The 12,617-nt window shown below is 40.7% G+C and carries 13 protein-coding genes and 1 pseudogene; 8 read left to right on the top strand and 6 right to left on the bottom strand.

The window, feature by feature from the left end; genetic code table 11:
* Positions 1-17 precede the first annotated feature (17 nt).
* Both PL9214_RS13950 and PL9214_RS13945 read right to left on the bottom strand, forming a co-directional pair.
* Positions 18-413, bottom strand: coding sequence for an ArsR/SmtB family transcription factor (locus PL9214_RS13950; protein WP_186440363.1), 396 nt, complete (start codon positions 411-413; stop codon positions 18-20).
* Between the two features lie 133 nt (positions 414-546).
* Positions 547-1,971, bottom strand: a complete 1,425-nt coding sequence (locus tag PL9214_RS13945) for an MFS transporter (RefSeq protein ID WP_072719397.1) — start codon at positions 1,969-1,971, stop codon at positions 547-549.
* A gap of 117 nt (positions 1,972-2,088) precedes the next feature.
* On the opposite strand from PL9214_RS13945, the gene PL9214_RS13940 reads away from it, so the two are divergent.
* The 4 genes from PL9214_RS13940 (at position 2,089) to hpnH (ending at position 5,702) form a co-directional block, all read left to right on the top strand.
* Positions 2,089-2,691 carry a DUF1517 domain-containing protein gene (locus PL9214_RS13940; protein WP_072719396.1) on the top strand — a complete coding sequence of 201 codons (603 nt, stop codon included), beginning with the start codon at positions 2,089-2,091 and terminating at the stop codon, positions 2,689-2,691.
* A 77-nt stretch (positions 2,692-2,768) separates the two neighbouring features.
* Positions 2,769-3,644 (top strand): hypothetical protein, encoded by an 876-nt coding sequence (locus tag PL9214_RS13935; RefSeq protein ID WP_245824246.1) that lies wholly within the window; start codon positions 2,769-2,771, stop codon positions 3,642-3,644.
* Positions 3,645-3,695: 51 nt separating this feature from the next.
* Positions 3,696-4,670 (top strand): hopanoid-associated sugar epimerase, encoded by a 975-nt coding sequence (gene hpnA, locus PL9214_RS13930; RefSeq protein ID WP_186440362.1) that lies wholly within the window; start codon positions 3,696-3,698, stop codon positions 4,668-4,670.
* 21 nt (positions 4,671-4,691) lie between these two features.
* Complete coding sequence (gene hpnH / locus PL9214_RS13925) at positions 4,692-5,702, top strand: adenosyl-hopene transferase HpnH (protein ID WP_072719395.1); 1,011 nt, start codon at positions 4,692-4,694, stop codon at positions 5,700-5,702.
* Between the two features lie 36 nt (positions 5,703-5,738).
* Here hpnH and PL9214_RS13920 read toward each other — a convergent pair whose 3' ends face one another.
* Positions 5,739-6,314, bottom strand: coding sequence for a DUF4347 domain-containing protein (locus PL9214_RS13920; protein WP_072719394.1), 576 nt, complete (start codon positions 6,312-6,314; stop codon positions 5,739-5,741).
* 300 nt (positions 6,315-6,614) lie between these two features.
* Here PL9214_RS13920 and PL9214_RS13915 point away from each other — a divergent pair, with 300 nt between their 5' ends.
* Positions 6,615-7,445 (top strand): metal ABC transporter permease, encoded by an 831-nt coding sequence (locus tag PL9214_RS13915; RefSeq protein WP_072719473.1) that lies wholly within the window; start codon positions 6,615-6,617, stop codon positions 7,443-7,445.
* Positions 7,446-7,549: 104 nt separating this feature from the next.
* The gene (locus tag PL9214_RS13910; RefSeq protein ID WP_072719393.1) at positions 7,550-8,485 is read left to right on the top strand and encodes a hypothetical protein; all 936 of its coding nucleotides are present in this window, start codon (positions 7,550-7,552) and stop codon (positions 8,483-8,485) included.
* Positions 8,486-8,606: 121 nt separating this feature from the next.
* Here PL9214_RS13910 and PL9214_RS13905 read toward each other — a convergent pair whose 3' ends face one another.
* The gene (locus PL9214_RS13905) at positions 8,607-9,632 is read right to left on the bottom strand and encodes a bifunctional heptose 7-phosphate kinase/heptose 1-phosphate adenyltransferase (protein ID WP_072719392.1); all 1,026 of its coding nucleotides are present in this window, start codon (positions 9,630-9,632) and stop codon (positions 8,607-8,609) included.
* Positions 9,633-9,723: 91 nt separating this feature from the next.
* A complete protein-coding gene (locus tag PL9214_RS13900; protein ID WP_072719391.1) occupies positions 9,724-10,302 on the bottom strand; it encodes a response regulator in 579 nt (192 codons plus the stop codon).
* A 632-nt stretch (positions 10,303-10,934) separates the two neighbouring features.
* On the opposite strand from PL9214_RS13900, the pseudogene PL9214_RS13895 reads away from it, so the two are divergent.
* Both PL9214_RS13895 and psaX read left to right on the top strand, forming a co-directional pair.
* Positions 10,935-11,714 (top strand): annotated as a pseudogene (locus tag PL9214_RS13895) (lipoyl synthase); the annotation flags it as partial.
* A gap of 235 nt (positions 11,715-11,949) precedes the next feature.
* Positions 11,950-12,066, top strand: coding sequence for a photosystem I protein PsaX (gene psaX / locus PL9214_RS13890; RefSeq protein ID WP_072719390.1), 117 nt, complete (start codon positions 11,950-11,952; stop codon positions 12,064-12,066).
* A 159-nt stretch (positions 12,067-12,225) separates the two neighbouring features.
* On the opposite strand, the gene PL9214_RS13885 is transcribed toward psaX, so the two are convergent.
* Positions 12,226-12,600, bottom strand: a complete 375-nt coding sequence (locus tag PL9214_RS13885; RefSeq protein WP_072719389.1) for a hypothetical protein — start codon at positions 12,598-12,600, stop codon at positions 12,226-12,228.
* Between the last annotated feature and the right edge of the window lie 17 nt (positions 12,601-12,617).

Below are 12,617 nucleotides of genomic sequence, written 5' to 3'. Positions count from 1 at the left end.
GAGGGATAAAAGAACAACTAAACAGCAGTTTTCAAAGCCCGTAGTTGTTCTAACTGTTGATTTTGCTGATGCATTTGAGCCACTAAAGATTCACAGACTAAATCGCACACTTCAAATAAAAAGGGATTGGTAATTTCATAATAAACGCTCACGCCTTGTTGAGTCCGGGTAACAATTCCAGCTTGAGCTAAAACTTTTAAATGTTTAGAAACATTCGCCTGTCCTAATCCCGTTGCTTCAATAATTTGGGTCACATTTTTAGCCCCGGATTTTAAACAACAAACAATTTGTAAACGACTGACTTCCGATAACACTTTAAAAAAGTCTGCCATCAACGCTAAGGCGGCGGGAGATAATTGTAAATAGTCGCAGCTTGAAGTCGGTTGCATGGATTTTAAAGTGGAATTTGTCATTGTGGGAACTCAATGGCGGTATTAATATTATTTGTTTACTATATTACCACATTATCCAATAAATGGAAAACAAAAATCTCCTTTCAATCTCAGGGATGAGATAGAGATTTTAAGTACATATTCCTACGCAATTTTAATCCAGAGTTTCGTTGCGTTTTCTTTCGCTGAGTTGGAGTAAAATATCGGCGTGAACTTCTTTTGTAATCGGATATAAAAAAGTAAAAATCATCCCAATAATTAAGATAATTGTCGGTAACGGGCCAATAGCAAAGCGAATGGCTAACAGAGCAGAGTCTGGTTGAATGGGGGGAATTTGACCCGGAATACTGGAAATAAATCCGGCAAAATCTAAGGCTTGTCCGACTAAAAATAACCCAATGGCTAATCCAATTTTTTGCAATAACACCATAAACGAATAAAAAACCCCTTCTCGTCTTTGTCCGGTATTTAATTCATCTAAATCAATCACATCAGGAATCATTGACCAAGGAACTAAATAGGCTGTTGCCACACCACATCCGGCTAAAATTGCTAGAATATACATTAACGTAGTTTGTCCCGGTTGCAGGAAAAATAAACCTGCTTGAGTAACAATCCATAATCCCATCCCCATAAAATAAACGGCTTTTTTTCCATAGCGTTGACTCACTAAATTCCAAACAAATAACATTACTAAAGCCGTTCCTTGAACAGCAATGGCAACCTGGGGAAAAGTGGTTTCAGGAAGTTTCATCCAATTGACGACAAAATAAGGCAAAATAGAAGCCGTCAATTGAACGCCTAACCAGGAACAGAGATAAATTCCAATCACTAATAAAAAAGGTCGATTACTGAGAGCAACTTTAATTTGTTCAGCAATAGGAAGACTTTCGGAATTATCCTCAATCGTTTCTCCAACTTGTCGAGAGAAAACTTGTTTACGGGTTCCTAAAAAACACCAAAAAAGTGGGAGAACAGATAAAAAACCACAAACCGCTCCTAAAATTAAATAGCGTTGATAAGGGGCATTGGGAAAAAAGCCAAAAATAATTTGTGCTAAAATTAAAGAAAAAATACTACCCCCAATCGAAAACGCGAAGCGAAAACTATTTAAACTGGTTCGTTCGTTATAGTCCTTGGTTAATTCAGGGGTTAAAGCGGTATAAGGTAAATTAACAGCAGTATAAGCCGTATTAAATAAAATCCCAATAATCACATAATACCAAAACAAAACCGAGTTATTATTACTAGGAACGATCCACTGTAAAAAAAATAAAATTCCAAAGGGAATTGCACCAAAAACCATCCAAGGATAACGTCTTCCCCAAGGATGAACCGTGCGATCGCTTAAAACCCCTACAATGGGATCATTAATAGCATCCCAAATTTTTCCTACCATTAACACACTTCCAGCTAATCCCGCAGGTAAACCCGCAACATTAGTCAGAAAAACCAAAACAAAAAATACAGAAATATTTGCCGTAATTGCAGGGCCTAAATCTCCCGCACCAAAGGCTAATTTTGTAGATAAACTGAGCTTTTCTGGAGGAGAAACCGTTGCAGAAGGCGTTGAGTTCATAAGAATTAATATCAGAGAACATTACCACCCTAAAATCAAGAACGGATGGCTGACAACAGGATAGCCTAAAACGATATGCTAATTAAATAGTAATAATGATTTGGGAGTGATCCAATTATGGCTCCTTTAGGCGATCGCTTTAATCGCATGATAGGAAAAACCCGGTTTGTGGTCAGTCGTTTGTTTCTGCATTTAGGCGGTGATGAGGTGGCGCCACTATTAGGGGTACTCAACCAAGCCGCCAGAAACGTCATTGAAGCCGAGGGAGACTTGGAGGTGGCCGGAGAAGCATTAGTCCAAGTTTGCCAAAGTCTACTTCAGTATGATACCTATTGGCAGTCAGGATCGAATGAAGGGGATGTAGTTTGGAACGAAGGAGAAGCCGCAGATTACTTTAACGAACTGTTCACCGACTCTGGCCAACGGTATTTGAGCGAACCTGACTTATCTCAACCGATGTATGAAAATCAACCTCTGTCCTTACCCATCACCCACAATTTAGTGGTAATGATTACAATAGTTAGTGAAGGAGAAGTTCCCGATTTAGAAACAGATTTAGCGAGTATGGAGGCGATGAATCGAGGGTTAAAAGCATTAATTAATCTTCACTATCAAGGCAGACTCAGAGGAATTCAAATTCATTTTTCTCCGGCTCGTTTAGGAGATGAGTTAACCAATGATCAATTATTGCAGAATTTCCCGGAACTGATTCCGCTTTAAGGAATAGCATCGGTTTTCCTGCTTTCAACAAGTTTATCTAACTCAACCGATTTTTGGTTTAATGTTGGAGCAAGTCAATGTTCACAAAAGTTAATTGGTTTATGTGGAAAAAGCTTTTAATTCTGTTCATTTCACTCACCTTTTGTTGGACAACAGTTGCCTGTGGGTCTTCAACAACTTCATCTAGGGTTCAACAATCAACTCCGGTTGTATCGGCTCCAACCAATCAAGTTAAAGAGGGTAAATATCCCGTTCAACAAGCTCAATATAATGATGTGGATGGAACCTATACCCTGATGTTATTGAATACTCCTGCGGGTAAATCTGCCACCTATCAAACCTCCAATTTACAGATGGCACAGTTAACGGATGAACAAATCAAAGCCGGAGAAAAAAGCAACTTAGATATTAATAACGGTCAACCCGTTTTTTATTTAACGCCCGATTTTCGGATTGAATACGTTCATAACGTCACTGAAACCCAGCCTGACCCCGCCACAGGTCAACCCCAAACCATTGTTGTCCGCCAAGAATCGAGTTTCTGGACACCTTTTGCCGCCTCTTTTGCTGGAAGTGCCATCGCTAATACATTATTTGCCCCCCGTTATTATGTCCCTCCGGTGTATGTATCGGGAGGCCCTTTAATCGGATATGGAGGGTATGGTTCTAGCTATAACCAAGCGGTGAACGACTATCGGACTCGTTATAATAGTCCCCCAGCGGCGGTGAAAAATCGTACAACCTTACGCACCACCGGAAATATCCGCAACTCCAGTCCGAATTCCTCCGTAAATCGTCGGACTTCCCCCAATTCCAGCCGTTCAACGGGTTCGGGTGTTGGCGCAACAGATTTACGTCAGTCCCCCAATAAAGGCTCAACCCAACAACGCAAACCTAGTTTTGGCAGTGGTTCCCGCAGTCGTTCTTCCTCTGGGGCTAGAAGACGTCGTTAAAATCGTTGTGAGGCGTTCACGCCTCCTTCTTTTTTTCTCAAAGCAACCCTCATGATCAAAGCTTTTGTAACCGGTGGGACGGGATTTATTGGAGCGAATTTAGTTCGACTATTATTAAACAATAACTATGCGGTTCGAGCGTTAGTTCGTCCTAATAGTAATTTAGAAAACTTAAAGAATTTAGATGTTGAAATTGTTGAAGGAAATTTAACAAATTCTAATTTATCTCAATCTTTAAAAGGCTGTCAAGTTTTATTCCATTGTGCTGCCCATTATTCTTTATGGCAGAAGGATAAATCCTTATTAGAACGCTATAATATTTTCGGAACTCGTAATATTTTAGCCGCCGCCAGACAAGTGGGAATTGAACGCACGATTTATACCAGTTCCGTTGCTGCTATTGGGGTAAAACCCGGCGTTGTGGTGGATGAAACCTATCAAAGTCCCGTTGAGAATTTAGTCGGATATTATAAAAAATCTAAATATTGGGCAGAACAAGAAGCCCATCATGCGGTAAAATTAGGTCAAGATATTGTGATTGTTAATCCCAGTACCCCTATTGGGCCTTGGGATATTAAACCTACACCCACAGGGGAGTTAATATTACGCTTCCTGAACCGAAAAATGCCCGCCTATGTGAATACCGGATTAAATTTTATTGATGTCCGAGATGTCGCCCAAGGTCATTTTCTCGCTTTAGAAAAAGGAAAAACGGGAGAACGTTATATTTTAGGTCATCAAAATTTAACCTTAAAAGAATTTTTAGACTTATTATCAGAAATTACAGGTTTACCCGCCCCTCAAAAAACTATCCCGATTTGGCTTCCCTTAAGCGTTGCCTGGGTCGATGAAATGATTTTATCACGGCTAGGGAAAACCCCTTCTATCCCCTTAGATGGCGTGAGAATGTCCCGACAATCGATGTATTATAATGCCTCAAAAGCGGTTCAAGAATTGGGTTTACCTCAATCTTCGATTAAAACTGCCTTGAAAGATGCCGTTAATTGGTTTATGTTATCACAATAAGTTTCAGGTGAGAGGAGAAAAATGGCTATTCAAATTGAACAAGCGATCGCCGTTGGTAAATATTTATTCATGCAACGGTTAATGGGGCGGAAAAAATTTCCCCTGGTGTTAATGTTAGAACCGTTATTTCGGTGTAATTTAGCTTGTTCTGGGTGCGGAAAGATTCAACATCCGAAAGAAATTCTCAAGCAAAATTTAACGCCGGAAGATTGTTTTAAAGCCGTTGAAGAATGTGGTGCTCCTGTGGTCTCTATCCCTGGGGGTGAACCTTTATTACATCCGCAAATTGATGAAATTGTAGCTGGGTTAGTCGCCCGCAAAAAATTTATTTATTTGTGTACCAATGGAATTTTATTGGAAAAAAGTTTAGATAAATTTAAACCCTCTCCCTATTTAACCTTTAGTGTGCATTTAGATGGATTAAAAGAACATCATGATCAATGTGTAGACCGAGAAGGCGTGTTTGATATTGCAGTTCAAGCGATTAAAACCGCAAAATCAAAAGGATTTAGAGTCACAACCAATACAACGGTATTTGAAGGAACTAACCCCCAGGAAATGCAGAAATTCTTTGATTTTCTGGAAACTTTGGGTGTGGATGGAATGATGATTTCTCCCGGTTATAGTTATGAATGGGCACCGGATCAAGACCATTTCCTCAAACGAGAACAAACCAAAGCCTTATTTCGTGAAATTTTATCTCCCTATAAATTAGGGAAAAAGAAATGGAATTTTAATCATAATCCCTTATTCCTCGATTTTCTGATCGGAGAAGAAGATTATGATTGTACCCCTTGGGGAAGCCCAAGTTACAGTGTTTTAGGATGGCAAAAACCCTGTTATTTATTAAATGAAGGGTATTATTCCAGTTATCAAGAATTATTGGAAAAAACCGACTGGACAAAATACGGAAAATCGAGTGGAAATCCCAAATGTGCAGATTGTATGGTTCACTGTGGTTATGAACCAACCGCAGCAATAGAAGCGATGAAACTGGAAAATATGGGGCGTTCTATTGGGGCTTTATTTTAATAAATTTAGCCACAATTTTATCAGTAGCCTGTTTTTTTAGGCAATTGATAATGGTAAAAGGGGGGATTGAAACGCAAACAGTTGGATTGCCAGGGGGGGTTTGATGCTTTCAGTATGGACTTTTAAGCCCAAATCTCCCTCTAAAGACGAATTTGTATTAAAATTGTTTGAGACGGTAATATTAGCTTCTGTAAGTTCCGATAGTATCGTAATCAAAACATTAGAAGACTTGGCAATATTAGATCCATACAATAAAATCTCAGACCGGGGAGTTAGACCTTGTTTCCATTCTCGAATAATTGAGGCATCATTATAGATGTTATCTTGGGTGAGGGTTGTTTTCCCTAATCCCATTTCTCCCGCTTTACCGTGAGAAAAAATATGGACTGCGCGATATTGCTTTGTTTTCAGGATATCAGCGATTTGTTGCAATTCTGTGCCATTTGCCTCAAGAATAATCGCTTCAACCCCCGGCATTAAACCATTGAGGAGGATAGGTAAATTGGGAACATCGGCAGCAAAAAAAGCAATCTCTGAGGATGTTGTTTCAGCAGATCCGACCGGGAAAAAGGCTAAACGGGAGTTAAGGTTAGAGTCTGGTAATCTGAACATAGCAGCAACATTAGGGTGTCAATTAATGCAAATCCTTAGTGTTTAGATTATTTCATCTAATTGCCTGATGCAAGCACTTTTACCTAATCTTTACACAAGGCTAATCTGGCTTCATATAACACCCTCTTTTTTGAAAAATCCTGCTTTTCAGGTATCTGTAGACCCCCTTGGATTCAGGACTGATTATGGTAAATTAGTGATTAAAAGAGGAGATAAAAAATAGAAAATTAGAAATAGAAAATAAAAAACACCCTAAAAAATTATAGAATAAAACGATTGAATTCTGATCAAGAACAAAAAATGATAACAGAATTAATTAAATTATTTCAATTTGAATTTATGCGAAATGCCTTAATAGCCGGACTCTTAGTGAGTATCGCTTGTGGCATGATGGGAACATTTATTGTTGTCAATCGAATTGTATTTATCAGTGGCGGAATTGCTCACGCAGCATACGGGGGTATTGGCATGGGTTATTTTTTTCAATTTAATCCTGTTTTTGGAGCGATCGCATTTTCTGTTTTTTCTGCATTAGGAATGGGGTTAGTCTATCGAAAAACTCAACAAAGAGCCGATACCATTATTGGGGTGATGTGGGCGATTGGAATGGCAATTGGCATTATTTTAATTGATTTAACGCCCGGTTATAAAGTTGATTTGATGAGTTATTTATTTGGCAGTATTCTTACTGTTCCTCAATCCGATTTAATTCTAATGCTGGGATTAGATATTCTAATTGGAGTTATGGTCATCCTCTTTTATAAAGAGTTAGTTGCCATTTCCTTTGACCCTGTTTTTGCCGAAACTCGAAATGTACCCGTTGATCAACTGTATTTAATGTTAATTGTTGCCATTGCCTTAACCGTTGTCATGGTGATGAAAGTGGTCGGTTTAATTTTGGTGATTGCCCTGTTAACTATTCCGGCTGCGATTTCAGGACAATTTGTGAAGGATTTAAAACAAATGATGGTATTATCCAGTAGTTTAGGAATGATTTTCACCACCCTCGGTTTAGGAATTTCTTACTTTTTTAACTTAACATCGGGTGCAACCATTATTTTAGTCGCAGGTTTCGCTTATTTACTGACTTTAAGCTTCAAAACTTTCATTAAACAAGTTGTTGAGGTTTGACACTTTGCCAAAAAAAATTTTGGGGTTTGTTCAGTTTTCCTGATTTATGCTACAGTTCTTTGTTGAAGCTTTAACAGCTTTCTCAATTAACGTGTCAATTCTCCATGAAAACCCAGATTGCACTCAGTCTAACCTCCCTAATATTAGGTTTTTCCTACCCGGTTACAGCCCAAACTCTAAACTCCTGTCCAACAAACTCCCCAACTTCTATTGTTCAATGTCGAAATTCCAACCCCACAGAAACCGTTGCTATTTTAGAAGATGGTCGGTCATATCAATATGAAGCCGGACAAGGGATTTATCGAGTTCGCTACAATTATACGGGGGAAAATTGGACTCATGCCGATGTTGCTCCGATTCGGATTAATACCAATAAACCCATTGCTATTTTACCGATGCAATATACCCGGAATGGACTACAATCTGGGGCAAGTGTGAATGGTGTTTCTGTCGGTCGAGTGTGGAATTCTATCACCGTTGAAGAAATGAAACGACGCTTAGAAGCGTTAGAGTTTTATGTATTAACTCCGACCATTTCTATGTATGGAGAAACGATTGATGGATTTCAAGCTTTAGAACATTTTATTGCGGGAGTTCATAAGGGAAATTCTTCTGTACAAACGGTGGTTTTAAGTGCCGATGCTAATATTCCTAATGCAGCTAACCCTCATCCAGGAGCGCAAATGTTAGTAACGGGACTTCATCCCCGTGATTTGTGGTGGGAATATCGCATTCAAAACCGTTTAGCACCCTTTTATCAACAACAACGTTTAGTCAATATTGGGCCAAGAGTGCGGGGAGGTCAAAATAACCGTGAGGGTCATTCCTTAGCATGGCATCCCATGATTGAACGAGCCGCCGAATATAATCCTAAAATTGCCATTATTGAAGTCGCTCAAGCCGCAGAAATTATTCAACGAGCCGGGTCTATTGAAGCGGGACGACAATGGGCCGCACCTGTATTTGATGCCGTCGCCCTGGGAATGGCAGAACAAGTCTGCGCCACTGGGGGACAAGGGATAGTGGGGTGTGGGGAGTAGGGGACAGGGGGACAGGGGGATGGGNCATCCCCTCATCCCCTCATCCCCTCATCCCCTCATCCCCTCATCCCCTCATCCCCTCATCCCCTTGTCCCCTTGTCCCCCTATTCCCTGTTCCCTCTTATTCTAAGTTTAAAAGCGATCGCAAAGCTTCTTTCATTTCCTCAATAGTTGTTGTTGCCGTACCAAATTGACGCACGACTAAACTAGCGGCTAAATTTCCTAAAACCGAAGCTTCCCACAAGGACGAACCTGTACATAAACCTAACGTTAATGCAGCAACAACCGTATCCCCTGCACCCGTCACATCAAAAACATCGGTGCGATTAAAGGCTGGAATCTGCAAAAGTTGCCCTTTTTCAAATAAACTCATGCCTTCTTCCCCCCGCGTAATTAACATCGCCTGGGCTTGAGTTAACGTTAATAAATCTTGTCCTGCTTGTTGTAACGTTTGTGAATTTATAATAGAATATCCGACGGCTTTTTCCGCTTCAGGAAGATTAGGAGTAAATAACGTTGCCCCGGCAAACCGATGTAAATCTTTTTGAGTATCTACAATAGTGAGAGGAGCTTTTAATGCCGCTTCAATGATCGTTTGGGTTAAAACTCCATCCCCATAATCTGAACAAACCACCGCATCAACGGTATCAATATTTTCCCGAATATATTCTGCTAATTTTAACTGTAATTCTAAATCGGGTAACTCATCAGATTTACGATCTACCCTAACAATTTGTTGCGTAACGGATTGACGGGCATGACCGGAAATGCGAGTTTTTGTTACCGTTGGACGGTCAGGATCAATTAAAATTCCCCTAATATCAATTCCTGCCTGCTCAAAAATTCGACACAAAGCGATGCCTTGATCATCTTTTCCCACAAACCCGGCAACTTTTACCGATGCTCCTAATTTTGCCAAATTGTAAACAGCATTTGCCCCTCCCCCAGGAATTTGGCGAGTATTTTCATGACGCAAAATTAACACCGGAGCTTCCCGCGATAACCGTTCTACCTGACCTGTGAGAAATTCATCTAACGTTAAATCCCCCACCACCAGAACCTTCACCTGAGAAAATCGATCCATTCGTTCACATAACGAATCCATCGAGGCATTTAACTCTGCTAAAAATGAAGCATCCAATATCATGTTCGTTATCCGTTATCTGTTATCCGTTGTCCGTTGTCCGTTGTCTATTGTCTATTAACAAGCCAACAGTCAACAGTCAACAGTCAACAGCCTATTTCAGTTTCTTCTGAATAAAGGTTTTGATTTGTAACACTTGTTTTTTCAGAGCCTCTATTTCTGCCTTCATCTTCGCCATTTCCGCCTTCATCGCTGCCATGTCTGCTGCGTCTCCACTTGCAGCAGAAGCAGGTGTAGGAACAGAGTCAGGAACGGGAGAAGTCTCAGGCCCAGACTTAGGTAACGGTTGACGGGGTAAATTCGCTTTCTGAAACGCGGATTTAATGGCATCAAGCAGTTGTTTCTTTTCAAACGGCTTTTCAATAAACTCAAAATATTGAAACGGTTCTGAAATTTTTTCAGTTACTTCTTCCTTCCGCCCTGACATCAGCACAAGCGGAATTCGCCGTAAGGTTTCATCGGCTTGAATCTGCCTAAAAACATCCCAGCCACTTAACTTAGGCAGGAGGAAATCCAACATAATCAAATTAGGATGTTCTCTCTGAACAAATTCGAGACCTTCTTTGCCATCTTTGGCTTCTAATACCTCAAAGTTACCAGGGGGTAACATTTCTCGAACTCGCACCCGAATGACTTTGCTATCGTCAATTACCAGTATTTTCCGGCCTGCCACGACTGACTCCCATAATGATGCTTAAGGTTTTCTCCGCACTTCAAGACGGAGATTCTAAAATATTGCTGTTCAGGGTTTCTCTTTCCCAGACAAACCTTACAATCAACTAGGCTCTCACGAGCACTACTTAAACCGTTTCATTGTTCTACAGAACATCAGAACAAGCCTAACTTAGTTGATATTCCCAAGGCTATATCTCCAGAGACTTACTCGAATATTGAACCAGGGCGTTATCTTACACCCAAGTTACGTTTTGAGTTGCCTTAATTGGAAAAGCTTTAACTTTTCAGGTTTAGCTACTTCTTTAGTTTTTTGGCTTTTGTCCCTTGGGAATCGCTGCCCATTTTTTTCAACCCACCCTCAGCGTCTTTAATGTACGCTTCTTTTTTATACTGTTAGCATAGAGTCTAACTCCAAAAATGTTAGGTAGGGTGCTGTTGTTGAGACTTTTCAATTTTATCATAAATCCTCAAAAAGCCGTCCTAGAAGCACCGGGCTTTCAAGCCCATTTCTGGGTAAAATAACCTGGCTTTGGTCTGGTTTGACCCCAGTAGTCTGAAGAGATTCGGCCTAAAGCCTGACTCTTGCCGGGAAACTTTTGAGTTAAATGTTTTATCCTCATCTGTAAAAGTATGTCCCCATCTCCCCATTCCTCTGCTGAACAATCTTATCGTAATCGGTCTCAAAATTTTGTTGAACCGCTCCCTTATTGGTTACGCCGTCCCCTGGGTAAAGCGAGTGAACTCTCTGCGGTACAACGAATTATCAAACAGCGTCAAATTCACACCATTTGTGAAGAAGGTCGTTGTCCAAATCGAGGGGAATGTTATGCTCAGAAAACCGCAACATTTTTGTTAATGGGGCCAACTTGTACCCGTTCCTGCGCTTTTTGTCAGGTGGATAAGGGTCATGCACCCATGTCCCTTGATCCAGAAGAACCCCAAAAGGTAGCGGAAGCGGTACAAATTTTAGGGTTACGGTATGTGGTTTTAACCTCTGTGGCGCGAGATGATTTAGCCGATGCGGGGTCAGGCTGGTTTGTCGCGACCATGGATGCCATCCGACATCTCACCCCAGAGACTCAGATTGAAGTTCTAACGGCTGACTTTTGGGGCGGGCAAGGTGGGGGGAATCCCCAAGCCCTTCAATATCAACGCATTGCCACTGTAGTTAAAGCTCAACCTGCCTGTTATAACCATAATGTCGAAACTGTCCAACGGTTACAAGCGCCTGTCAGACGGGGCGCAAAATATGAGCGATCGCTCGATGTATTAAGAATTGTGAAACAGCTTGATCCTCGAATTCCTACAAAATCCGGTTTAATGTTAGGGCACGGGGAAACGGAAGCAGAAATTATTGAAACTTTAACAGATTTACGCGGGGCGGGATGCGATCGCATTACCCTCGGTCAANATGGGGGGAAAGGGAGATGGGGGGATGATTAATGGTTCACCTCTGTCTCCAGACTCCTGTTATAACTTTTAATAGAAGCGGGGATCATGTAAAACGAAATAAGTTAGTGAATAGATCACAATCGGGACTGAGGTTTGAGTATTAATTCCTGCTTTTCGACGCCCGATCTTTGATTCGTTGAAACCGTCTGCTTCTGTGATTTAATAAAATCAACGTATTTTAGGAACCAAACCTATGACTAGCAAAACTCAAAAATCCGGTGGCCCTTATACCTTTCGTGTGTTTTGGGCACTGCTTCTGTTAGGGATTAACTTTTTAGTTGCCGCTTACTATTTCGGCATCATTGTATAGTTTTAACATCATCCACTTTTAAAGATTGTGCTGCTCTTGATCAATCTTCTAAGATGAGGAGAATAAATTTTAACTTCTCAGATCATCGAGCAGCACTATGATTTCAGGATATTTGACATTCCGCTACAGTCACATCTCCTCGACCCGTTTAACCGTTAATTATTGGGTGTCTATTCGCGCTTTTAAATCCGCGATTTGTTTTTGAAGTTGTTGCACATCTTGTTTTGTTTCTATGACTAAGGTGGCTAACCGATCAAACATCGGATCACCCGAAAGGAAACGATTTTCCGGTTGAGGCGGAGGACTGGTTGCATCTGGTTCAACCTGAATTACTGTTGTTCCTGAGCTTTGATATCGCAAACTATTAATCTGTCCTGCCAGTTGAGACACTTGTGCTTCTAATCGACTCATGCGATATTCAAGCTGAGTGGCTGAACCTTGTGCTAAGGTCAAACTATTCCAACCCAGCGTAACCCCTAAAATGATTGTAATAGCCAGAATAAGATTCTGAAACCCAAAACGCTTTTTTACCATATTTTAACCCCTTATCC

This window comes from Planktothrix tepida PCC 9214, assembly GCF_900009145.1.
GTDB classification, from domain to species: domain Bacteria; phylum Cyanobacteriota; class Cyanobacteriia; order Cyanobacteriales; family Microcoleaceae; genus Planktothrix; species Planktothrix tepida.
Note: the sequence above shows the minus strand (reverse complement) of the source record. Positions and strands in the feature narration are given on the sequence as shown.